This is a genomic window from Microbacterium sp. KHB019 (assembly GCF_037285405.1).
GTDB lineage: Bacteria > Actinomycetota > Actinomycetes > Actinomycetales > Microbacteriaceae > Microbacterium.
Genome location: NZ_JBBDHF010000001.1, coordinates 231,817 through 255,371, shown reverse-complemented (window position 1 = coordinate 255,371; position 23,555 = coordinate 231,817). Strand labels below are relative to the sequence as shown.

Here is a 23,555-nt window from a genome sequence, read left to right as displayed (position 1 = left end):
GATCCTCACGCGGCGTCCGCCCTGTAGACGAACACGTCCGTCACGATCGGCAGCACGAACTCGTCACGTCCTGCCGTCTCCGGGTCGGCGTCGAGGATGCGGTCGAGCTCGGTGACCATGCTCGACCTGGTCGCTTCGTCCGCCGCGAGGAAACTGCTGACCGTGAGCCACCGGCGGACGTAGTCGCCCCGCGCGATTCGTTCCGACCACGCGATCTCGGAGCGGTGGTCGAACACGAATCCAGGCAGCTCATCCGCCGCGGCTGACGTCGTCGCATCGGCGTCGTCGCTCACCGCGGGGTGCGCGACCCGATGGCAGGCGCGGTCCCATGCGCATGTCGGATCGGAGTGGTTCCAGAGCAGCCCCAGCACTCCGCCGGGCACGAGGACGCGCCGGATCTCGGCGCACGCAGCATCCCGATCGAACCAGTGGAACGCCTGCGCGACAGTGACGGCGTCCATCGACCCGTCCGGCAGAGGGATGCTCTCGGCACCGCCCGCGAGCGCTTCCACACCAGGGAGCTTGGCCCGCAGCACGTCGAGCATCGCGACGGAGGGCTCGACCGCCGCAACCCGGTCGGCGCGCGACACGAGCAGCTCGGTGAACTTGCCCGTCCCCGCACCGAGGTCGAGCACGGCGCCCACCCGCTCCGGCAGGATCGCGTCCGCCGCAGCATCCGGGAATCCCGGCCGATACCGGTCGTACTCCTCGCCGATGCCTTCGAACGACTTCGCCAATTGCTGATGATCCGCCATACCTCGACGCTACCGCGCATGAGAAACCATCTGCGCCGCGAGACACCATCTGGGATGTGCTGTCTCGAGCTGGAAGTGATTTCTCGCCGGCAAGTGCGAGGGCGGCGGCTACGCGAGCTCGATGAGGTCCTGGTACTCCTGGCTCCAGATGTCCTCGACGCCGTCCGGCAGGATGAGGACGCGCTCGGGGTTCAGCGACTGCACGGCGCCCGGGTCGTGCGAGACGAGCACCACAGCGCCCTCGTAATGCGCGAGCGCATCGAGGATCTCCTCGCGCGACGCGGGGTCGAGGTTGTTCGTCGGCTCGTCGAGCAGAAGCAGGTTCGCGGACGACACGACCAGCGTCGCGAGCGAGAGGCGGGTCTTCTCGCCACCGGAGAGCACTCCTGCGGGCTTCAGCACGTCGTCGCCGGTGAACAGGAACGAGCCGAGCACACGGCGCGCCTCGGTCTCGGTGATGTGCGGGGCAGCGGAGACCATGTTCTGCAGCACCGAGCGATCCACGTCGAGGTTCTCGTGCTCCTGCGCGTAGTAGCCGACCTTCAGCCCGTGACCGGGCTCGAGCTGCCCCGTGTCGGGCTGGTCGACGCCGGCGAGCATGCGCAGCAGCGTCGTCTTTCCCGCACCGTTGAGTCCGAGGACGACGACCTTCGAACCGCGGTCGATCGCGAGATCCACGTCGGTGAAGATCTCGAGCGACCCGTAGGACTTCGACAGACCAGAAGCCATCAGCGGGGTCTTGCCGCATGCGGCGGGCTTCGGGAACCGGAGCTTCGCGACGCGATCGACCTCGCGCACGTCGTCGAGGCCGGCGAGCAGCTTCTCGGCGCGGGCGACCATCTGGTGCGCGGCCGCGGCCTTCGACGCCTTCGCCCCGAACCGGGCGGCCTGCTGCTGCAGCGAGGTCGCCTTCTTCTCGGCGTTGGCGCGCTCCTTCTTGCGGCGCTCCTCGTCGGCCACCCGCTGACGCAGGTAGTTCTTCCAGTTCATGTTGTAGATGTCGATGTTCTGGCGGTTCGCGTCCAGGTAGAACACCCGGTTCACGGTCTCGCCGACGAGCTCGACGTCGTGGCTGATCACGATCAGCCCGCCCTTGTAGTTCTTCAGGAACTCGCGCAGCCACACGACGCTGTCGGCGTCGAGGTGGTTGGTCGGCTCGTCGAGGATCATCGTCTGCGCGTCGGAGAACAGGATGCGCGCGAGCTCGATGCGGCGGCGCTGACCACCGGAGAGGGTCTTCAGCGGCTGGTCGAGGATCCGGTCGGGCAGCGACAGGTTGTTGGCGATCGATGCCGCCTCCGCTTCGGCTGCGTAGCCACCGAGGGATTCGAAGCGCTCGGTGAAGTTCGCGAACTTGCGCATCGCCTTCTCGGCGACCGCGCTATCGGTGGATGCCATGTCCTCGGCGGCCTTCGACATCCCGAGCTGGATCGAACCGAGACCGCGGGCATCCAGGATCCGTGTGCGCGCGAGCATCTCGGGGTCACCGGAACGCGGGTCCTGAGGCAGGTACCCGAGCTCGCCCGACTTCGTCACCTTGCCACCGGAGGGCAGCACGTCACCGGCGAGCACCTTGGTGAGCGTGGTCTTGCCGGCGCCGTTGCGTCCGACCAGGCCGATCTTGTCGCCGTCGGCGACGCGGAACGACACGTTCTCCATCAGGAGGCGTGCGCCCACGCGGATCTCAAGGTCGTGCACGGCAAGCACAGCAGACGTCCATTCATAAGGAGGGGGAGGCAGTCACGGTTCACGAGGACACCGGACCAGCCTCCCAGTATAGGTCGCCAACTGATGCGAAGACGGTGCGAGACGCATGCACGACATCGCGAAGACCACTCTGGAGTATGACGCAGTCGATACCTGAGAGTGATGTGTCGGCATCCACCCGATACGTAGGTTCTCCTCGTGGACGTCATCAACGAGCTCATCCTTCAGGCCGCAGCCTCCCCCTGGCTGTATCTCGTCATGTTCGCGACCGCCGTCATCGACGGCTTCTTCCCGCCGATCCCGAGCGAGGCCGTGCTGGTCGCCGCAGCCGCCGTAGCGGTCTCGACGGGAAGCACGAACATCGTGCTGCTGTGCGCAGTGGCCGCGATCGGCGCGATGATCGGCGACAACATCGCATATGCGATCGGTCGCTCCGTCGGCACGACACGATTCGCGTGGATGCGGCGTCCCCGCATCGCCGCCGCCTTCGATCTCGCCCGGCGGGCGCTGACCCGCAGCGGCGCAGGGCTCATCCTCGGCGCGCGCTACATCCCCGTCGGCCGGGTCGCCGTGAACATGTCCGCCGGCGCACTCGGGTACCCGTGGCGCCGCTTCCTGCCGCTCAGTGCGGTCGCGGCCGTGACCTGGTCCGCGTACAGCGCAGGCATCGGCATGCTCGCCGGGCGCTGGCTCGAAGATCAGCCGCTGCTGAGCGCCGTGTGCGGCATCGCCGTCGCACTGATCCTCGGTCTGATCATCGATCGGGCGACCGCGATCCGACGACGGCGCCGTGCCCGAATCACGGCGGCCGAGGCCACCGTCGCCGGAAGCGAGGTGCGCGAGGCCGATCGCGTCGAGGTGGCAAGATGACTCCCATGCGAGCGAAGAAGGAACGGCAGAAGAAGCCGTCCCGGCGCCTGAAGCTCTGGCCGCGCGATCGCACCTCCGCTCTCGTGGTGATCCTCGCGACCATCGCGGTCGTGCTGTACTCCGTGCTCGTGCCGCTGCACGCGGCAGCGTACGGATCCCCCGTCGCCGTAACGATGGCCCTCGCGCTCGCCGCGCTGGGGGCTCCCCTGGTGTCCGTGCGGTACCCGAACCTCGCGATCATCCTCTTCACGGCATCCGCGGTGCTCATCCCGCTGATGATCTCGCGCGATGCCGCGGCCGGCGCGCCGTGGCCGTGGTCCGTCCCGATGCTGATCGCCTTCGCCGTCCAGGTGTCAGCGGTCACCTTCCGGCACGGATGGCGCCCCGGTCTCATCCAGTTCGCCCTGGGGAGCGTTGCCGGCATCACTGCCGCGATCATGCTGCCGTCCGTTCCCAGCGGCAACTCCCTCATCGTGACGAGCTCGGTCGTCGGTGGGCTGTACCTCGTCGCCGTGCTGTTCGCCGGCCGCCTCCGGCTCGGCGAGGAGCTCACGCGAGAACGCGCCCACACCGCTCAGGAGCAGGCCAAGCGCGAGCTCGTGGAGGAGCGCACGCGCATCGCCCGCGAGCTGCACGATGTCGTCGCGCACAGCATGTCGCTCATCCAGGTCCAGGCGTCGACCGCACGGTATCGCGTTCCCGATCTGCCGGAGCCGGCGGCCGCGGAGTTCGACGACATCGCAGCGTCGGCGAGGGGCGCCCTCACCGAGATGCGCCGCGTCCTGGGCGTTCTGCGCACCGAGGACCAGAGCGCCGAGCTCGCGCCGCAGCGCGGCATCGACGACGTCCCCGCCCTGGTGGAGACCACCCGGCGCGCTGGTGCCGCCGTCTCGCTCAGTCAGGCCGTCAGCGATGACGTCTCCACCGCGACGCAACTGGCGGTGTACCGGATCACGCAGGAGGCGCTCAGCAATGCCGTGCGCCACGCACCCGGGGCGCCGATCTCGGTATCGTTGACGGCGGATGACGCCGACGTTCAACTTGTGATCCGCAACGGCTACGACCCGGAGGGCACCGGCGTCCCTGGCGGGCACGGGCTGCGGGGCATGAACGAGCGGGCGACACTGCTGGGTGGAAGCGTGACGACAGGACCGGATGCCGACGGCTTCTGGACGGTCATCGCGCGGATGCCGCGGCATCCGATCACCGCAGCGGAAGGACCCCAGTGACGATCGAAGTCCTCATCGCCGATGACCAGGCGATGGTTCGCGCCGGCTTCGCCGCGCTCCTGGATGCCCACGAGGGCATCATCGTCACCGGCCAGGCAGCGGACGGTCTGGAAGCCGTCTCGCTCGCTGCGCGGCTCGATCCCGATGTGATCCTCATGGATGTGCGGATGCCGCAGCTGGACGGCATCGAGGCCACTCGGCGGATTCTCGGCCCCTCGTATCCGGCCGCGAAGGTGCCGCGCATCCTCATGCTCACCACCTTCGACATCGACGATTACGTCTACGACGCGCTGCGGGCCGGAGCCAGCGGATTCCTCCTGAAGGACGCTCTGCCGGACGAACTCGTGCATGCCGTGCGCGTGATCGCCGAGGGCGATGCACTGCTCGCGCCGAGCGTCACCCGGCGGATGATCGCGCAGTTCGCGTCCCAGAAGCCGCGCACCACGGCATCCGCGCATCTGCTCGCCGACCTCACCGAGCGGGAACGCGAGGTACTCGTGCTCATCGGACAGGGCCGATCGAACAGTGAGATCGCCGGCGCGCTGTTCATCGCCGAGCAGACCGTCAAGACGCACGTCGGCAAGATCCTCGCGAAGGTCGGAGCCCGCGACCGCGTGCAGGCCGTGATCTTCGCCTACGACACAGGGCTCGTGAATCCCGTCTGACAGGAGACCCGCCTGACCGTACCCAGGTAGGGGCCACGTCGACACCCTGGGTTGATGCGACGCGCCGCACCGCGTCCATAACCTCCTCGAACACCCACCGAGGAGGAGAACATGGCCATCGCGGACCTGCGAGTCACACCCCCGCACGAGGCACGGACCGTGCGCGATACCGGCATCGATCTGGTGCGCGCGCTCTGCGTGCTCGGCGTCGTCGTGATCCACTCCCTCATGGTCGGCGTCACCGTCACGGACGCCGGTCCCCTGTTCGTCAACGCGAGCGAGGGGTCGGTGTGGATCGCGCCGCTCAGCTGGGTGCTGCAGGTGATGCCGCTGTTCTTCGTCATCGGCGGCTTCGCCGGGTACACGTCGTTCGCGCGAAGCCGGCGGCGCGGCGGAACGGGCGCGTCATTCGCGTCCGCACGCATCCACCGGCTGCTGCTGCCCGCCGTGTTCACGGTCGCCATCGTCGGCGCGGCGCTCACCGCCCTGCTGATCTCGGGCGTTCCCGACGATCTGGTCGGCATCGCCGGCTACCGGTTCGGACAGCCGCTGTGGTTCCTCGCCGTGTTCCTGCTCTGCCAGGTTCTGCTGCCGGCGCTCGCACGAGCGCACGAGCGCGCGCCGTGGCGGACGATCGGACTGCTCGTCGCCGCTGCCGTGATCGTGGATGCGGCGCGCATCACGAGCGGCGACGCCGTGTTCGGCATCCTCAACCTCGCCTTCGTGTGGCTGGCCCTCCAGCAGCTCGGCTTCTTCCTCGCAGACGGCCGGATCGCGTCCCTCAGCCGCCGAACGCGGGCGGTCATCGGTGTCGCCGCCGTCGGAGGGCTGCTGCTCAGTTTCGCGGCCGGCATCCACTCCACCGATCTGATCGAGAACATCAACCCTCCGACGACCGCGCTGCTGCTCGTAGGGGCTGCGCACACCATGCTGATGTCGCTCATGCGAGACCGCCTGAACACGTGGAGCGTCACACCCGTCGGAACCGTCCTGCGCACCTTCATCACGCCGCGCGCGATGACGATCTACCTCTGGCACATGCCGGTCCTGCTCGCCATGGCAGGCGGATCCGCCGTGCTCTCGATCGTCACCGGACTCGCCCTCCCTCAGCCCAGCAGCCTCGGATGGTGGATGACGCGCCCGCTGTGGCTGGCTGTGGTCTTCATCCTGACCGCGGGCGTCGCCATCGCACTCGCGCGGGTCGAATCGCGCACGGCTCCCCATCACACCGGGTCGAGCGCACGCCTGGCGGCATCCGCCGCAGTCGGCATCGCGGCCATCGCCGGCCTTCTCGTCCTCGGAACCACGCCTCTCACGGCCGTGATCGCCGTCGGGCTGATGCTGGCGGCCCTTCGCCTCACGCACTCCACGGGAGACGGCGTCGCGGATCGCATGGGCCGAATCGCGGCGGGCTCGGTTGGAGCGCGCGCCGTTCAGGCCGGCTCGGCGCCGTGGCCGAGCCGCAGTCCTGGCAGCATGGCGAACAGCAGTACCGCGATCGAGAACGCGAAGACAAGCGGGAACGCGTCCGCGCCGCCGCCCAGCGTCGCGACGCCGAGCCCCGCCAGCGCGACCGCCACCGCAGAGCCCGTCGCGTCGGAGATGGACAGGGCAGACGAATTGAACCCGGCGTTGCCCGGTGCGGAGTACGCCAGGGTCAGCACGGTCAGCCTCGGGTAGAGCAGCCCCATGCCGCCGCCGGCGAAGCCCCAGCCGATCACGACGATCGCGGGGCTCGCCGCGGTCAGCGCGGTGAAGAGAACGCTGACGACCGCGATCAGGATGAGTCCGAGACTGATCAGCGCGATGCGCCGGTTTCCCAGCAGCTCCCCGTACCGCCCCTGGAGCGCCGAACCGCCGGCCCACGCGAAGGCGGCGAGCATCAGGGCGATACCGGCCCAGGTCGAGGTGAAGCCGAACTCGGCGATGAGCAGGTACGGGATGTACGCCTCAGCGGCGAAGAACGCGCCGGCGACCAGACCGCGCATGAGAACGACGCTCGGCAGACCTCGAACCGCGCGCAGCGCGCCCTTCGGCAGCAGCGGCGTGACCGCGACCCCGATGGCCACCAGTGCGACGACGGCGATCGGCCAGCCGACCTCGGGGGCCGCCTTGGCCGAGATCCCGACGACCACCGCGGCGACAGCGACGACGACCGCCAGCAGCAGCCGCTTGGTGAGCCCGACGACGCCTGACGGATCTCCGCCGCCCAGGTCGAGCGCCCTCAGCCGCAGGGCGATCATCAGGAACGCGATCGCAGTCAGGACGGCCACACCGAGGAACGCCCACCGCCAGTCGAGGAACTCGGCGACGGCGCCGGCCAGGAACGGCCCGATCATCGCCGGAACCACCCACGCTGCCGCGAACGCCGCGAAGATGCGTCCGTGCAGTTGCGGCGGGTACAGCCGGGCGACGACGACGTACAGCGCGACGGTCTCGCCACCGGCGCCGAGCCCCTGTACGAGCCGGCCGACGAGGAACTGCTCCATCGTGAACGCGAAGCCCGAGATCAGGAGACCTGCGATGAACAGTGACACGGCGACGTACAGCGGACCACGCGGCCCTCGTGCGTCCGACCACGCCCCGCACGCGACCATGCCGATGACGCTGGTAGCCAGGGTTCCGGCGAAGGCGACGGCGTAGAGCGCCTGACCGTTCAGCGCAGCGCTGACGACCGGCATGACGGTGGTTACGGCCAGCGACTCGATCGCCGCGAGGAAGATCAGCGCGACGGCGCCGATCGTCACCCAGATGCGCTCCCGATCCCAGATCGACGGGATCGCCTGAACGCTCATGCGTCGCGCGTCTCGAGGGGCGGCAGCGCGGCGATGCGGGTGATCGCCTCGGTGATGATCTCGGGACTCGTGCCGAAGTTCAGGCGGACGTGCCCTGCGCCCTCCGCGCCGAATGCCGGCCCGAAGTGCAGGGCGACCTTGGCTTCGCGAAGGATGCGCCTGGACGGGTTCGTGCCCCAGCCGAGATCGGTGAGGTCGATCCACGCGAGGTACCCGGCATCCGGCATCCGGTAGCGGGCTGCGGGGAGGTGCTCGGCAAACAGCTCGGCGATGAGACGTCGGTTCTCATCGAGTGTGACGAGCAGACCGTCCAGCCAGGGATCGCTCTCCGGTGAGAACCCAGCGGTGGCGGCCAGCATCCCGAACTGACCGGTGCGCCATTCCACCTCGACGGGCAGCCCGCGAACGAGGCGCGTGGTGTCGTCGGCTGCCGTGACCATCAGAGCGCACTTCAGGCCGGCGAGGTTGAACGCCTTGCTGGCGCTGACGATCGCATAGCCGACCTCGCGCGCGGCGTCGGACACGTTCAGGAACGGCGTAAAGCCCGTCCCCGGCTGGGCGAGCGGCGCGTGGATCTCGTCCGAGACAACCGCAGCGCCACGTGCGGCAGCAAGCTCGGCGAGAGCGGAGAGCGATGCCGCGGAGTGCACGGTTCCGGTCGGATTGTGGGGGTTGCACAGCAGCACGGCTCGAGCGCCGGACTCGAGTGCCGAGCGGATGCCGTCGAGGTCGAGCTCCCACGCACTGCCGGTGTCGCGCAGCGGAACGCGTTCGACGACGGCGCCGGCCTCCTCGACCAGGTCGAAGAACGGCGGGTAGACGGGCGTCGTGACGATCACGCGATCGCCGGGAGCCGTCACACGCCGGAGGATCTCGACGATCCCCATGCTCACGTCAGCCGTCGTCCGCATCCGCGCTGGGTCGGGCGACCAGCCGTAGCGGCGCTGAGCGAAGCCCGTGAAGGTCTCAGCGAGCGGTGTCCTCGAGGCGACGTACCCCGTGTCTCCCATCCGGACCGCACGATCGAGAGCCGCGGTGATGGCCGGGGCGAGCGGAAAGTCCGTCTCCGCGACGAACAGCGGCAGCACGTCCGCCGGGTACTCCCGCCATTTCTCGCTGGTGCGCTCTCTGAGCTGCGCCAGCGGAAGCGCCGAGACCTGCTCGGTCACGTCAGATGGCGAAGCCGAGGGCGCGCATCATGTCGCGTCCGTCGTCGGTGATCCGCTCGGGACCCCACGGCGGCATCCACACCCAATTGATGCGGAACCGGTCGACGACCGAGTCGAGCGCCTGTGCCGTCTGCTCCTCGAGAACGTCGGTCAGAGGACACCCGGCGCTGGTGAGCGTCATGTGGATCACGAGGGCGTCGTTCTCGTCGTCCCAGGCGAGGTCGTAGATGAGCCCGAGGTCGACGACGTTGATCCCGAGCTCGGGATCCATCACGTCCTTCAGAGCTTCGGTGACCTCGTCGTACTTCTCCGGGGCAAGAGTCGCGGTGGTCATGCGATCAGCCTACGCCTCGATAGGAGCGGCAGGGTCGAGGAAGCGGTCGTAGCCCTCGTCCTCGAGCCGGTCGGCGAGCTCGGGGCCGCCCTCTTCGACGATCTTGCCCGCGATGACCACGTGCACGAAGTCGGGGCGGATGTAACGGAGGATGCGGGTGTAGTGCGTGATCAGAAGCACACCGAGGCCGGTGGCCTCCTTGGCGCGGTTGACGCCCTCGGAGACGATCTTCAGCGCGTCGACGTCAAGACCGGAGTCGGTCTCGTCGAGGATCGCGAACTTCGGCTTGAGCACCTCGAGCTGCAGGATCTCGTGGCGCTTCTTCTCGCCGCCGGAGAAGCCCTCGTTGACGTTGCGCTGCGCGAACTTCGGGTCCATGCGCAGGTTGGTCATGGCGGACTTGACGTCCTTGGTCCACGAGCGGATCGAGGGGGCCTCGCCATCCAGGGCCGTCTTCGCGGTGCGCAGGAAGTTGGTCACGGTCACGCCGGGGATCTCGACGGGGTACTGCATCGCGAGGAAGAGGCCCGCGCGTGCGCGCTCGTCGACGGACATCGCCAGGACGTCGTCGCCGTCGAACGTGATCGTGCCGCCGGTGACGGTGTACTTCGGGTGGCCGGCGATCGTGTACGCGAGCGTCGACTTGCCGGAGCCGTTGGGGCCCATGATGGCGTGCGTCTCACCGGTCTTCATGGTGAGGTTGATTCCGTTGAGGATCGGGGTGGCCCCCGCCTCGGTCTCGACCGAGACGTGCAGGTCGCGGATCTCAAGAACAGACATTTCAGACTTCCTTAATGACGGTCGGGTCGATGAGCACGTCGTCGCCGTCGATCTGGACGACGTAGACCGGGACGGGCTCGAAAGCGGGGAGGTTGAGGGGCTTGCCGGTGAGCAGGGAGAACTGCGAGCCGTGGGCCCAGCATTCCAGCGTCTCGCCCTCGACGAAGCCTTCGGACAGCGAGATCTCGCCGTGCGTGCAGGTGTCGCCGATGGCGTGCACCTCGCCGTTCGAGTCGAGGACGACGGCCATCGGGACGCCGTCGATCTCGACCCGCAATGCGGTGTCCTGCTCGAGTTCGCTCAGACCGCAGGCGCGCTGGGCGCTCACGCGGTCACCGCCGCGAGCTCGGTCTCGATGGCGGCCAGCAGCTCCTCCTCGAGGGCGGGGATGCCGAGACGCTGGACGACGTCGCTGAGGAAGCCGAGCACGACGAGCCGACGGGCTTCCTCTTCGCCGATGCCGCGGGCCTGCAGGTAGAACAACTGCTCGTCGTCGAAACGACCGGTGGCGCTGGCGTGGCCCGCACCGAGGATGTCGCCGGTCTTGATCTCGAGGTTCGGGATCGAGTCGGCGCGTGCGCCCTCGGTGAGCACCAGGTTGCGGTTGGCCTCGTACGAGTCGGTACCGGTGGCGTCGGGCCCGATGAGGACATCACCGATCCATACGCTGCGGGCGCTCTCGCCCTGCAGCGCCCCCTTGTAGAGCACGTCCCCGGTCGTGTGCGCGCCCTTGTGGTGCAGATAGACCTGGCTCTCCAGATGCTGTCCCGCGTCGGCGTACGAGAGTCCATACATGCGCCCCTCCGAACCGGTGCCGGAGAGTTCGACGTTGGGGTTCACACGCACGATGCCGCCGCCGAAGCTGATGACGAAGTGCTTGACGAGCGCATCCTTGTCGACGCGTGCCTGGTGGGATGCTGCGTGCACAGCATCGTCATCCCAGCGCTGAACGCTGATGACGGTGAGCCGGGAGCCGGCGCGGGCGATGATCTCGACATTCTGCGCGTACTGCGCCGAACCGCGGTGGCGCAGCACGACGGTGGCCGAGCTGTTCTCGAGCGCCTCGATCACGATGTGGGCGTCGGCGCGCTTGTCCGCGCCCTGCCCGGTGATCGTGACGAGGACCGGCTCCGCCACCTCTTCATCACGCGGGATGCGCACGTGCATTCCCTCAGCCGAACCCTGCCACGCCACGGCCGAGACGACGTCTTCCGGGACGAAGAACTCGCCGCGCGGGACGTCGCCGGCCGCGAGCGGCGCGCAGATGAACTGCGCGCCGGTCTCGACGTCGTAGGTGACGCCGTCGTTCTGCTCGGCGGTGGTGAACAGCTCGGAAAGCTGCGCGACCGGGGTGTGCTTCCAGTTGACCTCTCGACCGGTCGGCGTTCCGAAGTCCGCCGGATCGAACGAGCGCGGACGCTCGGAGCGGGTCTGGACCGGAACGAATCCGGCACCCGGAACCTGGGCGGCCGGGTCGATGTGCGCGTTCGTGTGCTGCGCCTCTGCGGGCGCGGTAACCTGGGCCGCCATTTAGCCGACCGATCCTTCCATGCCCATCTCAATGAGCTTGTTCAACTCCATGGCGTACTCCATCGGCAGCTCCCGCGCGATCGGCTCGATGAAGCCGCGCACGATCATGGCCATCGCCTCGGTCTCTTCCATGCCTCGCGACATCAGGTAGAACAGCTGCTCCTCGCTGACCTTCGAGACCGTGGCCTCGTGGCCGAGCTGCACGTCGTCGACACGGATGTCGATCGACGGATACGTGTCGGAGCGCGACTGCGTGTCGACGAGCAGTGCGTCGCAGACGACCGAGTTCGCGGAGTGGTGGGCCGCAGGATCGACGCGGACCTCGCCGCGGTAACCGGCGCGGCCGCCCCCCCGAGCGATCGACTTCGAGACGATCGACGACTGCGTGTACGGCGCCATGTGGACCATCTTGGCTCCGGCGTCCTGGTGCTGGCCGGGGCCGGCGAAGGCGACGGAGAGCGTCTCGCCCTTGGCGTGCTCGCCCATCAGGTAAATCGACGGGTACTTCATCGTGACCTTGGAGCCGATGTTCCCATCGACCCACTCCATGGTCGCGCCCTCGTGGGCGACCGCGCGCTTGGTGACGAGGTTGTAGACGTTGTTCGACCAGTTCTGGATCGTCGTGTAGCGAACGCGGGCGTTCTTCTTCACGATGATCTCGACGACGGCCGAGTGCAGCGAGTCCGACTTGTAGATCGGGGCCGTGCAGCCCTCGATGTAGTGGACGTAGCTGTCCTCGTCGGCGATGATCAGCGTCCGCTCGAACTGGCCCATGTTCTCGGTGTTGATGCGGAAGTACGCCTGCAGCGGGATCTCGACGTGCACGCCCTTCGGGACGTAGACGAATGATCCGCCCGACCAAACGGCCGTGTTGAGCGCCGCGAACTTGTTGTCGCCCGCCGGGATCACAGAGCCGAAGTACTCCTCGAAGAACTCCGGGTGCTCGCGCAGGGCGGTGTCGGTGTCCATGAAGATGACGCCCTGTTCCTCTAGATCCTCACGGATCTGGTGGTAGACGACCTCCGACTCGTACTGCGCGGCGACACCGGCGACGAGACGCTGGCGCTCGGCCTCGGGGATGCCGAGCTTCTCGTACGTCTCGCGGATCTCGGCGGGGAGGTCCTCCCACGACTGAGCCTGCTTCTCCGTCGAGCGCACGAAGTACTTGATGTTGTCGAAGTCGATCTCGCTGAGATCCGCGCCCCAGGTGGGCATGGGCTTGCGACCGAACAGCTGCAGGCCCTTCAGACGGGTCTTCAGCATCCACTCCGGTTCGTCCTTGAGCGCGGAGATCCCGCGGACGACGTCCTCGGAGAGGCCGCGCTTCGCGATGGCTCCGGCCGCGTCCTCATCGTGCCAGCCGAATTCGTACACCCCCAGACTTTCGAGCTCCGGGCGGTCGATCAGCACATCCGACATCACACTCTCCTTGCTGGGCCTCAACGGTGTCATCCGCCCCGGCATGCCGGACCCCATCGGTTGGGATGGGGATCGGTGCCGCTGGTGGGCCTCATCACGGACGCGTTCTTCGCGCCTAAACTGTCAGTGGTGCACCTCGCGCACAGCGCGTGCATCACTTCATTCCGATTCTACAGGTTCCCCCTGACAACCGGGCCGTGCGCCCGTGCTCGGGCGTGGGCCGGAGGACGCATGGCCGACACGATCGCACACCCCGCCGCTTCGACGCATGAGGGCCGGTCGCGTCCGGCGTTCGGGCGCCCGCTGCGGGTGCTCGCCTGGTTGTCGTTCCTCGCCGAGGTCATCATCATCGGAACGGGCGGCGCGGTTCGCCTCACCGGCTCGGGCCTCGGCTGCTCCGACTGGCCGCTGTGCACGCCGGAGTCGCTCGTGCCGATCTATGAGGTTCAGGGCATCCACGGCATCATCGAGTTCGGCAACCGCACCATGACCGGGGTCGTGGGTCTCCTCGCGATCGCCGTCCTTCTGCTCGTCCTGCACGCGGTCGGCGGCCGTCGCTCCCTCGTCGCCGCACTGTGGTTCGCGCTCGGCGGCATCGTCGCCGGGGCGATCTGCTTCGGCATCGCCTCGCTCTTGACCACCGAGCCGTTCGCCTTCTTCTCGCTGGGGCTCATCCTCGCCACGGTGATCGGCGCCGTGCACTCACTCCGCATCACGCCGGAGCGCCGAGACCTCGCCCTGCTGGCGTGGATCGTGCTCATCGGCGTCGTGGCGCAGGCGTTCGTCGGCGGGATCACCGTGCTGACGGGCCTCAACCCGTTCATCGTCGGGTTCCACTACGCCTCGTCGCTGCTCCTGGTGTGCGTGACCGCGGCGTTCCTGGTCAGGATGAAGGAGCCGGGCGGCGCACGCGTCAGCGTCGTGCCCCGGTGGTTCGCGCTCCTCTCCCACGTGACAGGGCTCGCGCTGGCTGCGACGATCTTCTTCGGCGTGCTGACCACGGGATCCGGCCCGCACTCGGGTGATGCGAACGTCATCCGCGACGGATTCGACGCCACAGTGCTCGCGCACGTGCACTCCTGGCCGGGGTACATCCTCGCGGCCCTCATCGTGGTCCTGACGGTCTCGTCGTGGGTGCTGCGGCTCGAGCCCCGCCGGTGGCTTCTCGTCCTGACCCTCGCCGTGCTCGTGCAGATCGTCGTCGGCGTCTGGCAGGCGCGCGAGGGCCTCCCCGAGCTCCTCGTCGGCATCCACATGGTGCTCGCGGCGCTGTCGGCCGCCGCGTACACGGTCGCCGTCCTCAAGATGAAGCGTCCCGTCGCCGCGGATGCGGCGATCGCGTCGGATGCACCGGGTGAGCAAGCCCCGCGTTCAGCCCGCGCATAGCGCGCACATCACGCCCGCATCAGAAGTCTGTGGATGCTGGCACGCATGAACAAGACGTCACTCACACGCAGCATCCCTTACTGGCTGCTCCTGGTCCTGTCCGTCGTCGCCGTCGCTTTCGGCGGCTGGCTGGTGTGGGACAACACGACCACCATGCAGACGACGCTGCTGGACGGCACAGCGACGAACGTCGAGGTCTACGTCGGTCAGGCGTGGATCACCGCGGGAGCTGCGATCCTGGCCGCCGGGGTCATCGGCGTGCTGCTCACCCTCGCGCTGGGCGCCGTCAAGAGTCTGCTGCCCGCCTCAGCGCCCGTCGTCGTCGAGCCCATCGAATGGACCGCTCAGGACGATGTGGCCACCGAGACCTCAGCCGAGACGACTGAGGCTACGACGGATGCGTCGCCCGAGACCGACTCGTCCGACGAGGAGTCGGAAGGTCAGAACGGCAGCAGCGGGTCGATCGCGACCGCGAGGAAGATCAGCGTCAAGTAACTGATCGACGCGTGGAACACGCGCATCGGACGCGGCTTCGAGCCTCGCACCGCCTGGTCGTACAGGCGGTGCGACTCGTAGATGAACCATCCGCCGAAGACGAGAGCGGATGCCGTGTACACCAGACCCATCCCGGCGACCGGGATCAGAAGAAGCGAACAAGCGACCGTGGCCCAGGCGTAGAGGATGACCTGCAGGCCCACCTGCGACGCGTTGCGGGTGACGCCGAGCATCGGAACGTCGGCGCCCGAGTAGTCGTCGCGGTACTTCATCGACAGCGGCCAGTAGTGCGCCGGAGTCCAGAGGAAGACGAGCACGAACAGCACGACGGCCGGCCAGGCGACGTCACCCGTTACGGCCGACCAGCCGATGACCACGGGGAAGCATCCGGCGATCCCGCCCCAGATGATGTTCTGCTCCGTACGGCGCTTCAGGATCATCGTGTAGATCACGACATAGAAGAAGATCGCCGAGACCGAGAGCACGGCCGTCAGCCAGTTCGTGGTCGCGAGCAGCCACACCGTGGATGCCACGGCGAGGACCCACGAGAAGATCAGTGCGGCCCGCGGCGAGATCTCGCCGGTGACGAGGGGGCGGTTCTCGGTGCGATGCATGTGCGCATCCATGTCCCGATCGAGGTACATGTTGAACGACGCGGCGGAGCCGGCGCTCATCGCGCCGCCGAGCACGGTCGCGAGCACGAGCCACAGGTTGGGCATGCCGCCCTGCGCGAGGAACATCACGGGGACGGTGGAGACGAGGAGGAGCTCCATCACCCGTGGCTTGGTCAGCGACACATAGGCCTTGATCGTACGGCCGATCGGCCGCTTCACCGCCGTCGTCTGCGACATGGTCGAGATATCGATCGCCTCCTCCGCGCACACTCCGACAACCCCTTCAGTCTAGTGCAGGGCACAGCATGCGCCGGCGACGTCCGTGTCGTAACGTCGCGTGCGCACCTCGGTGGCGGGTCTAAGCTGAAACCACTCGCGCCCGGCGCTGTGCACCTGTCCGTGACGATGCGGATGCGCTAGGGAATCGGGCGCCCTAAAAGGTTGTTGGAAAGGGCATGACCGTGACCGAACTGCAGTGGGAAGAGATCGATCGACGCGCGGTGGACACTGCGCGGATTCTTGCGGCGGATGCCGTCGAGAAGGTCGGCAATGGTCACCCGGGGACGGCCATGAGCCTCGCCCCAGCGGCCTACCTCCTCTACCAGCGCGTGCTGCGCCACGACCCGACCGACACCGACTGGCTGGGTCGCGACCGCTTCATCCTGTCCGCAGGGCACTCGTCCCTGACGCAGTATGTGCAGCTGTACCTGGGCGGGTTCGGATTGGAGCTCGACGATCTGAAGTCGCTGCGCACTTGGGGCTCGCTGACCCCTGGCCACCCCGAGTACGGGCACACCAAGGGCGTCGAGATCACGACCGGCCCGCTGGGTCAGGGCCTCGCCTCCGCTGTCGGCTTCGCATACGCCGCGCGCTACGAGCGCGGCCTGTTCGATCCAGAGGCCGCTGCCGGCACGAGCCCATTCGACCACTTCGTCTACGTGATCGCCGGTGACGGCGACCTGCAGGAGGGCGTCACCAGCGAGGCCGGCTCGCTCGCCGGCCACCAGCAGCTGGGCAACCTCATCGCGATCTACGACTCGAACCAGATCTCGATCGAGGACGACACCAACGTCGCCTTCACCGAGGATGTCGCGAAGCGCTACGAGGCCTACGGCTGGCACGTGCAGACGGTCGACTGGAAGAAGACGGGCGAGTACGTCGAGGACGTCGCCGAGCTGAACGCCGCGATCGAGGCCGCCAAGGGCGAGACCGACAAGCCGTCGCTCATCGTCCTGAAGACGATCATCGGCTGGCCGTCGCCCGGCAAGCAGAACTCCGGCAAGATCCACGGGTCCGCCCTCGGTGCCGACGAGCTCGCCGCGACCAAGAAGGTTCTCGGCTTCGACCCCGAGCAGAGCTTCGCGGTCGCCGACGACATCATCGCGCACACCCGGAACCTCGCCGCCCGCGCTGCCGAGGAGCGCGCCGCATGGCAGAAGTCGTTCGACGCCTGGGCGGCCGCGAACCCGGAGCGAAAGGCACTGCTCGACCGCGTCGAGGCGCATGAGCTCCCCGATGGCATCGTCGACGCCCTCCCCGCTTTCGAATCGGGCAAGGAAGTCTCGACGCGCGCTGCATCCGGCCAGGTCATCAACGCCCTCGCCGCCGAGCTTCCTGAACTCTGGGGCGGCTCGGCCGACCTCGCCGAGTCGAACCTCACCACGATCAAGGACGCCGCCTCGTTCATCCCGAGCGAGTGGTCGACCCACGAGTGGTCCGGAAACCCGTACGGCCGCGTGCTGCACTTCGGCATCCGCGAGCACGCCATGGGCGCGATCATCAACGGCATCGTCCTGCACGGACCGACCCGCGCCTTCGGCGGCACGTTCCTGATCTTCAGCGACTACATGCGCCCTGCCGTGCGTCTGGCCGCCCTGATGAACATCCCGAGCATCTTCGTCTGGACGCACGACTCCGTCGCTCTCGGCGAGGACGGCCCCACGCACCAGCCGATCGAGCAGCTCGCGACGCTGCGCGCCATCCCGAACTTCACGGTCGTGCGCCCCGCAGACGCGAACGAGACCTCGGTCGTGTGGCTCGAGCTGCTCCGCCGTCACGCCGGCCCCGCAGGTATCGCCCTGACTCGCCAGAACATCCCGGTATTCGAGCGCGGTGATGATGTGGCAACCGGCGACACGTTCGCCTCCGCCGAGAACGCCACCAAGGGCGCGTACGTGCTCGCCGAGGCACCGAACGGCACGCCAGACGTCATCCTCATCGCCACCGGGTCCGAGGTGCAGCTAGCCGTCGCGGCGCGCGAGACGCTCGCGGCCGAGGGCGTGAACGCCCGGGTCGTCTCGGCTCCGTCACTGGAGTGGTTCGACGAGCAGGATGCCGCGTACCGCGAGTCCGTCCTCCCGCAGGACGTCACCGCTCGCGTCTCCGTCGAGGCCGGCTCAGCCCTCACCTGGCGCGCAATCGTCGGAGACAAGGGACGCTCGGTCGCGATCGACCACTTCGGCGCCTCCGCCGACTACAAGACCCTCTTCCAGAAGTTCGGCATCACCGCCGACGCCGTCGTCGAGGCGGCTCGCGAGACCATCAAGGAGAACGAGAACGCATGAGCACCCCCACCTCTCAGCTTCACGACGCCGGCGTCAGCATCTGGCTCGACGACCTGTCCCGCACCCGCATCGACTCGGGCAACCTCGCCGAACTGATCGAATCGCGCAACGTCACCGGTGTCACCACGAACCCGACGATCTTCGCGAACGCCATCACCAACCCCGATGACACGTCGTACGACGCTCAGGTCACTGAGCTCGCAGCATCCGGCGCCAGCGCCGAGGACGCCGTCTTCGCGGCGACCACGCAGGACGTCGCTGCCGCGCTCGACGTGTTCCGCCCTGTGTGGGAGGCATCGGGTCATGTCGACGGCCGCGTCTCGATCGAGGTCTCCCCCGACCTCGCGCACGACACCGACGGAACCGTCGCTCAGGCCAAGCAGCTGTGGGCCAAGGTCGATCGCCCGAACCTGCTGGTCAAGATCCCCGCCACCAAGGCGGGTCTCCCCGCGATCGCCCAGGCGATCGGGGCCGGCATCAGCGTCAACGTGACGCTGATCTTCAGCCTCGAGCGCTACGCGGACGTCATCGACGCCTACCTGACCGGGCTCGAGACCGCGAAGGACGCGGGCATCGATCTGTCGACGATCCAGTCCGTCGCCTCGTTCTTCGTGTCGCGTGTAGACACCGAGACCGACAAGCGCCTGAGCGCGATCGGCACCGACGAGGCGCTCGCGCTCAAGAGCAAGGCCGGACTCGCGAACGCGCGTCTCGCGTACGAGCTCTTCGAGAAGACGTTCGCCGGTGACCGTGCGAAGGCTCTGCTGGACGCCGGCGCGAACCTGCAGCGTCCGCTGTGGGCATCGACGGGCGTCAAGGACCCCGCACTGCCCGACACCCTCTACGTGACCGAGCTCGTCGCACAGGGCGTGGTGAACACGATGCCCGAGAAGACGCTCGAGGCCACCTTCGATCACGGCGTCATCACCGGCGACACGATCACAGGCGGCTACGAGGAGGCTCGCGAGGTCTTCGCCGGGCTCGAGAAGGTCGGCGTCGATTTCGCCGATGTCACCCAGGTGCTCGAGGACGAAGGCGTGGCCAAGTTCATCGACTCGTGGCACGACCTCCTGACTCAGGTCTCCGAGGGGCTCGAGGCCCAGCGATGACGTTCTCGATCCACGCCTCAGGCGCGGCCAAGGCCGCGATCGAGGCGGTCGTGCCGCAGCTTGTCGGCGACCTCATCGCGTCGCGCATCACGGCGTTCGACTCCACGCTGTGGGGCCCCGCAGCCGAAGAAGAGGCCGCGAAGCGTCTGGGGTGGGTCGAGGCGGTCTCCGTCTCGCGCCCGCTCGTCGACGAGATCCTCGCCCTGCGCGACGACCTGCGCGCCACGGGCGTCACCCGTGTCGTGCTGGCCGGCATGGGCGGATCGTCCCTCGCGCCGGAGGTCATCGCGCAGACGGCCGGTGTACCGCTGACGATCCTCGACTCGACCGCTCCCGGTCAGGTGCTCGCCGCGCTGGACGACGAGCTGGCGGCAACCGTGCTCGTTGTCTCCTCGAAGTCCGGTTCGACGGTCGAGACCGACTCGCAGCGCCGCACGTTCGAGGCAGCGTTCCGCGACATCGGCATCGACCCGGTCGAGCGCATCGTCGTCGTGACCGACCCCGGCTCGCCGCTGGACACGTCGGCTCGTGAGGCCGGCTACCGCGTCTTCAACGCCGACCCGAACGTCGGCGGCCGCTACTCGGCACTGACCGCGTTCGGACTCGTCCCGTCCGGCCTCGCCGGCGTCGACATCGCCGAGCTGCTCGACGAGGCGGAGGCCACTCTCCTGCAGGTCGCGGCCGACAGGGCCGACAACCCCGCGCTCCGTCTCGCCGCGGCGATCGCTGCCACCGAACCGCGACGCGACAAGCTCGGCCTCGTCACCGACGGCACCCACATCGTCGGCCTTCCCGACTGGATCGAGCAGCTGATCGCCGAGTCCACGGGCAAGGAGGGCACCGGCATCCTGCCCGTCGTCCTGCTGCCGGTCTCCCCCGAGCTGGAGGCCATCCCCGCTGACCTGCAGATCGTCCGCCTCGTCGATGACGCAGCCGAGTTCCACCTCCGCGAGCGTCACGAGGGCGAGATCCTCGTCAGCGGCTCGCTGGGTGCGAACCTCATCGTCTGGGAGTACGCCACGGCCATCGCCGGCTACCTGCTCGGCATCGACCCGTTCGACCAGCCGGACGTCGAGTCGGCGAAGGTCGCAGCGCGTGGACTGCTCGACCAGCGCCCGGAGCCGACCGAGCCGGCCTTCGTGCAGGACGGGATCGAGGTTCGGGTCACCGACCCCGCTCTCGCCGCGTCCGGCAACATCGAAGCCGTCATGGACGCCCTGTGGGCGCAGCTCCCCGAAGACGGCTACGTCTCCATCCAGGCATACGTCAACCGGCTCGAACTGCCGCAGCTCCAGGGGCTCCGCGAGCTCGTGGCGGCCGACTCCGGTCGGCCCACCACGTTCGGCTGGGGGCCGCGCTTCCTGCACTCGACCGGCCAGTATCACAAGGGGGGCCCTGCGCAGGGTGTCTACCTGCAGATCCTGGAGCGCACCGACGTGGATCTCGAGATCCCCGACCGGCCGTTCACGTTCGGCCAGCTCATCCAGGCGCAGGCCGCCGGAGATGCCGCCGTGCTGGCCGAGCACGGGCGTCCGGTCGTGTCGCTCACGATCACGGACGATTCCGCCGACGTGCTCGCGCTGTTCGAAGCAGCTCAGAAGTAGTCCGAACTCTCTCGGACACCAGCCACCCCAACAGGAGTACATCGCACTGATGACTGTTCCCGTTTCACGCGGTCACAACCCGCTGCGTGACCCCGATGATCGTCGCCTGAACCGAATCGCAGGTCCCAGCGCTCTGGTGATCTTCGGCGTGACAGGAGACTTGTCCCGCAAGAAGCTCATGCCAGCGGTCTACGACCTCGCGAACCGGGGGCTGCTGCCCCCTGGGTTCGCGCTGGTCGGGTTCGCGCGACGCGACTGGGAGGACCAGGACTTCGCGCAGGTCGTGTACGAAGCGGTCAAGGAGCACGCTCGCACCGAGTTCCGCGAAGACACCTGGAAGCAGCTCCTGCAGGGCATCCGGTTCGTCTCGGGCGAATTCGACAACCCCGAGTCGTTCCGCAAGCTCCGTGAGACCGTCGAGAAGCTCGACGTCGAACGCGGCACCATGGGCAACCACGCGTACTACCTGTCGATCCCGCCGAAGGCCTTCCCGCTGGTCGCGAAGCAGCTCAAGGAGTCCGGCCTCGTCGGCGAGGACCGCGGGGACGACCAGTGGCGTCGTGTGGTCATCGAGAAGCCGTTCGGACACGACCTGGATTCGGCGCGTGCGCTGAACGAAGCACTGGAGGTCGCGTTCCCTGCGGACTCGATCTTCCGCATCGACCATTACCTGGGCAAGGAGACGGTCCAGAACATCCTGGCGCTGCGCTTCGCGAACGCCCTGTACGAGCCGATCTGGAACCGCAATTTCGTCGACCACGTGCAGATCACGATGGCCGAGGACATCGGCGTCGGCGGGCGTGCCGGCTACTACGACGGCATCGGCGCTGCGCGCGATGTCATCCAGAATCACCTGCTGCAGCTCCTCGCGCTCACCGCGATGGAGGAGCCGATCAGCCTCTCGGCCGAGAACCTGCGCGCTGAGAAGGAGAAGGTGCTCGCCGCCGTCAAGCTCCCGGAGGACCTGTCTCTCGCCACAGCGCGCGGACAGTACGACGGCGGCTGGCAGGGCGGTCAGGAGGTCTGCGGCTTCCTCGAGGAGGACGGGATGAACCCGGAATCCATCACTGAGACCTACGCCGCCATCAAGCTCGAGATCGCGAACCGTCGCTGGGCCGGGGTCCCGTTCTACCTGCGCAGCGGCAAGCGGCTCGGACGCCGCGTCACGGAGATCGCCGTGGTGTTCCAGCGCGCACCGGAGCATCTGTTCGGGCGCGGCAACGCGTCCGAGCTCGGGCAGAACGCTCTCGTGATCCGCGTGCAGCCCGATGAGGGCGTCACGATCCGCTTCGGCTCGAAGGTCCCCGGCACGGGCACGAACGTGCGCGATGTCACGATGGACTTCGGCTACGGGCACGCCTTCACCGAGGCCAGCCCCGAGGCCTACGAGCGCCTGATCCTCGACGTTCTGCTCGGCGACCCGCCGCTGTTCCCCCGCCATGAAGAGGTGGAGCTCAGCTGGAAGATCCTCGACCCCGTCGAGAAGTACTGGGCAGCCCAGGGGGGCCCGCTCGAGCAGTACGCACCCGGTTCCTGGGGCCCGGCATCCGCCGACGACCTGTTGGCCCGCGACGGACGAGTCTGGAGACGACCGTGATCATCGACCTTCCCGACACGACCGTCAGTCAGGTCGCCAAGCAGCTCGTCAAGGTGCGCGAAGAGGGCGGCGCCGTCGCGCTCGGCCGCGTGCTCACCCTCGTGATCTCGGCCCGCAACGGTGTCGCGGAGGCCGCGATCGACGCGGCCAACGACGCCTCTCGGGAGCACCCGATGCGCGTCATCGTCCTCACCACGGGTGAGGGCGAGGCTCGCTTGGACGCCCAGATCCGCATCGGCGGGGATGCCGGTGCCAGTGAGGTCGTCGTCCTCCAGGCGCACGGGGATGCCGCGAGCAACGAGGAGAGCCTGATCACGGGCCTGCTGCTGCCCGACGCCCCTGTCGTCGCATGGTGGCCGGACCAAGCGCCGACCGACCCCGCGGCATCCCCCCTCGGCCGCATCGCCCAACGTCGTATCACGGATGCCGCGACCACCCCCGACGTCCGCGACCGCTTGGATCTGCGCGGGCGCACCCATGCGCCCGGCGACACGGACCTCGCCTGGACGCGTCTGACGCACTGGCGCGAGCAGCTCGCCGCCGTCCTCGATCAACCGCCCTTCGAGACGGTCTCCGCCGTCGAGGTGCGCGGTGCAGCCGAGTCCCCCTCGACGGCGCTGCTGGCAGCCTGGCTGCGGCTGGCACTGAAGGTGCCGGTGCGCTGGTCGTACGAGGATCCCGCCCACTGGGCAGACGGCATCAAATCGGTGAGATTGTCCCGCGCCAGCGGCGACATCCTGCTCGAGCGTCCTGAGCCGGGGGTCGCCGTGCTCACCCAGCCCGATCAGCCGGATCACGATCTGGTGCTGCCTCGGCGAACGCTGCGGGAGTGCCTGGCGGAAGAGCTTCGCCGGCTCGACCCCGACGTGCTCTACGGCCGCGTCATCACCGAGGGGTGGGAGCAGCTCGGTCCGCCCGAGACGGTAGCGTAAG

20 protein-coding genes and 1 pseudogene are annotated in these 23,555 nt (G+C 68.2%); 11 read left to right on the top strand and 10 right to left on the bottom strand.

From position 1 onward, the window contains the following. Positions 1–5: 5 nt before the first annotated feature. Entirely contained in the window at positions 6–755 is a 750-nt protein-coding gene (locus KHB019_RS01270) for a class I SAM-dependent methyltransferase (protein ID WP_337457935.1), read from the bottom strand. A gap of 108 nt (positions 756–863) precedes the next feature. Further along, positions 864–2,462 carry an ABC-F family ATP-binding cassette domain-containing protein gene (locus KHB019_RS01265; protein WP_290368255.1) on the bottom strand — a complete coding sequence of 533 codons (1,599 nt, stop codon included), beginning with the start codon at positions 2,460–2,462 and terminating at the stop codon, positions 864–866. Between the two features lie 198 nt (positions 2,463–2,660). Between KHB019_RS01265 and KHB019_RS01260 the strand changes: the two genes are divergently transcribed. From KHB019_RS01260 to KHB019_RS01245, 4 genes and pseudogenes are all read left to right on the top strand, one after another. Continuing rightward, positions 2,661–3,332, top strand: a complete 672-nt coding sequence (locus tag KHB019_RS01260; protein WP_337457934.1) for a DedA family protein — start codon at positions 2,661–2,663, stop codon at positions 3,330–3,332. Beyond that, complete coding sequence (locus tag KHB019_RS01255; RefSeq protein ID WP_337457933.1) at positions 3,329–4,561, top strand: sensor histidine kinase; 1,233 nt, start codon at positions 3,329–3,331, stop codon at positions 4,559–4,561. The genes KHB019_RS01260 and KHB019_RS01255 overlap by 4 nt, the downstream gene beginning before the upstream one ends. Continuing rightward, the gene (locus KHB019_RS01250; protein WP_230102864.1) at positions 4,558–5,226 is read left to right on the top strand and encodes a response regulator; all 669 of its coding nucleotides are present in this window, start codon (positions 4,558–4,560) and stop codon (positions 5,224–5,226) included. The genes KHB019_RS01255 and KHB019_RS01250 overlap by 4 nt, the downstream gene beginning before the upstream one ends. Positions 5,227–5,337: 111 nt before the next feature. Continuing rightward, positions 5,338–6,411 (top strand): annotated as a pseudogene (locus KHB019_RS01245) (acyltransferase family protein); the annotation flags it as partial. Positions 6,412–6,659: 248 nt separating this feature from the next. On the opposite strand, the gene KHB019_RS01240 reads toward KHB019_RS01245, so the two are convergent. The 7 genes from KHB019_RS01240 to sufB are packed head-to-tail and all read right to left on the bottom strand — an operon-like array spanning position 6,660 to position 13,253. Next, positions 6,660–8,021 (bottom strand): MFS transporter, encoded by a 1,362-nt coding sequence (locus KHB019_RS01240; RefSeq protein ID WP_337457932.1) that lies wholly within the window; start codon positions 8,019–8,021, stop codon positions 6,660–6,662. Continuing rightward, positions 8,018–9,190, bottom strand: coding sequence for a MalY/PatB family protein (locus KHB019_RS01235; RefSeq protein ID WP_337457931.1), 1,173 nt, complete (start codon positions 9,188–9,190; stop codon positions 8,018–8,020). Before KHB019_RS01235 ends, KHB019_RS01240 begins: the two co-directional genes overlap by 4 nt. Position 9,191: 1 nt before the next feature. After that, positions 9,192–9,524, bottom strand: coding sequence for a metal-sulfur cluster assembly factor (locus KHB019_RS01230; RefSeq protein ID WP_230102867.1), 333 nt, complete (start codon positions 9,522–9,524; stop codon positions 9,192–9,194). 9 nt (positions 9,525–9,533) lie between these two features. After that, the gene (gene sufC / locus KHB019_RS01225; RefSeq protein WP_230102868.1) at positions 9,534–10,304 is read right to left on the bottom strand and encodes a Fe-S cluster assembly ATPase SufC; all 771 of its coding nucleotides are present in this window, start codon (positions 10,302–10,304) and stop codon (positions 9,534–9,536) included. Between the two features lies 1 nt (position 10,305). Next, positions 10,306–10,632 carry a non-heme iron oxygenase ferredoxin subunit gene (locus KHB019_RS01220; protein ID WP_230102869.1) on the bottom strand — a complete coding sequence of 109 codons (327 nt, stop codon included), beginning with the start codon at positions 10,630–10,632 and terminating at the stop codon, positions 10,306–10,308. Further along, entirely contained in the window at positions 10,629–11,834 is a 1,206-nt protein-coding gene (gene sufD, locus KHB019_RS01215; RefSeq protein ID WP_337457930.1) for a Fe-S cluster assembly protein SufD, read from the bottom strand. The genes KHB019_RS01220 and sufD overlap by 4 nt, the downstream gene beginning before the upstream one ends. Then, positions 11,835–13,253 (bottom strand): Fe-S cluster assembly protein SufB, encoded by a 1,419-nt coding sequence (sufB, locus tag KHB019_RS01210; protein ID WP_230102871.1) that lies wholly within the window; start codon positions 13,251–13,253, stop codon positions 11,835–11,837. It lies immediately after the preceding gene. Positions 13,254–13,484: 231 nt separating this feature from the next. Between sufB and KHB019_RS01205 the strand changes: the two genes are divergently transcribed. Together KHB019_RS01205 and KHB019_RS01200 are read left to right on the top strand one after the other, a co-directional pair. Continuing rightward, positions 13,485–14,639, top strand: coding sequence for a COX15/CtaA family protein (locus KHB019_RS01205; protein ID WP_230102872.1), 1,155 nt, complete (start codon positions 13,485–13,487; stop codon positions 14,637–14,639). 45 nt (positions 14,640–14,684) lie between these two features. Then, positions 14,685–15,134, top strand: a complete 450-nt coding sequence (locus KHB019_RS01200; RefSeq protein WP_230102873.1) for a hypothetical protein — start codon at positions 14,685–14,687, stop codon at positions 15,132–15,134. On the opposite strand, the gene KHB019_RS01195 is transcribed toward KHB019_RS01200, so the two are convergent. Further along, entirely contained in the window at positions 15,080–15,985 is a 906-nt protein-coding gene (locus KHB019_RS01195; RefSeq protein WP_230103124.1) for a heme o synthase, read from the bottom strand. The genes KHB019_RS01200 and KHB019_RS01195 overlap by 55 nt on opposite strands. Before the next feature lie 218 nt (positions 15,986–16,203). Between KHB019_RS01195 and tkt the strand changes: the two genes are divergently transcribed. Genes tkt through KHB019_RS01170 form a run of 5 tightly spaced genes read left to right on the top strand, consistent with a single transcriptional unit; the run spans position 16,204 to position 23,554 of the window. Next, entirely contained in the window at positions 16,204–18,312 is a 2,109-nt protein-coding gene (gene tkt, locus KHB019_RS01190) for a transketolase (protein ID WP_443193178.1), read from the top strand. Next, positions 18,309–19,421, top strand: coding sequence for a transaldolase (gene tal / locus KHB019_RS01185; RefSeq protein ID WP_337457929.1), 1,113 nt, complete (start codon positions 18,309–18,311; stop codon positions 19,419–19,421). The genes tkt and tal overlap by 4 nt, the downstream gene beginning before the upstream one ends. After that, complete coding sequence (locus KHB019_RS01180; protein WP_337457928.1) at positions 19,418–21,025, top strand: glucose-6-phosphate isomerase; 1,608 nt, start codon at positions 19,418–19,420, stop codon at positions 21,023–21,025. Before tal ends, KHB019_RS01180 begins: the two co-directional genes overlap by 4 nt. A 49-nt stretch (positions 21,026–21,074) precedes the next feature. Further along, complete coding sequence (gene zwf / locus KHB019_RS01175) at positions 21,075–22,622, top strand: glucose-6-phosphate dehydrogenase (protein WP_230102876.1); 1,548 nt, start codon at positions 21,075–21,077, stop codon at positions 22,620–22,622. Beyond that, positions 22,619–23,554 (top strand): glucose-6-phosphate dehydrogenase assembly protein OpcA, encoded by a 936-nt coding sequence (locus KHB019_RS01170; protein ID WP_230102877.1) that lies wholly within the window; start codon positions 22,619–22,621, stop codon positions 23,552–23,554. Before zwf ends, KHB019_RS01170 begins: the two co-directional genes overlap by 4 nt. The last annotated feature ends 1 nt before the right edge of the window (position 23,555 follow it).

Coding starts and splice junctions, on each gene's coding strand:
- KHB019_RS01200 (WP_230102873.1), top strand. CDS start 14,685: ATGAACAAGACGTCACTCACACGCAGCATCCCTTACTGGCTGCTCCTG.
- KHB019_RS01240 (WP_337457932.1), bottom strand. CDS start 8,021: ATGAGCGTTCAGGCGATCCCGTCGATCTGGGATCGGGAGCGCATCTGG.
- tkt (WP_443193178.1), top strand. CDS start 16,204: ATGACCGTGACCGAACTGCAGTGGGAAGAGATCGATCGACGCGCGGTG.
- KHB019_RS01230 (WP_230102867.1), bottom strand. CDS start 9,524: ATGACCACCGCGACTCTTGCCCCGGAGAAGTACGACGAGGTCACCGAA.
- KHB019_RS01255 (WP_337457933.1), top strand. CDS start 3,329: ATGACTCCCATGCGAGCGAAGAAGGAACGGCAGAAGAAGCCGTCCCGG.
- KHB019_RS01195 (WP_230103124.1), bottom strand. CDS start 15,985: ATGTCGCAGACGACGGCGGTGAAGCGGCCGATCGGCCGTACGATCAAG.
- zwf (WP_230102876.1), top strand. CDS start 21,075: ATGACTGTTCCCGTTTCACGCGGTCACAACCCGCTGCGTGACCCCGAT.
- sufB (WP_230102871.1), bottom strand. CDS start 13,253: ATGTCGGATGTGCTGATCGACCGCCCGGAGCTCGAAAGTCTGGGGGTG.
- sufD (WP_337457930.1), bottom strand. CDS start 11,834: ATGGCGGCCCAGGTTACCGCGCCCGCAGAGGCGCAGCACACGAACGCG.
- KHB019_RS01270 (WP_337457935.1), bottom strand. CDS start 755: ATGGCGGATCATCAGCAATTGGCGAAGTCGTTCGAAGGCATCGGCGAG.
- tal (WP_337457929.1), top strand. CDS start 18,309: ATGAGCACCCCCACCTCTCAGCTTCACGACGCCGGCGTCAGCATCTGG.
- sufC (WP_230102868.1), bottom strand. CDS start 10,304: ATGTCTGTTCTTGAGATCCGCGACCTGCACGTCTCGGTCGAGACCGAG.
- KHB019_RS01180 (WP_337457928.1), top strand. CDS start 19,418: ATGACGTTCTCGATCCACGCCTCAGGCGCGGCCAAGGCCGCGATCGAG.
- KHB019_RS01205 (WP_230102872.1), top strand. CDS start 13,485: ATGGCCGACACGATCGCACACCCCGCCGCTTCGACGCATGAGGGCCGG.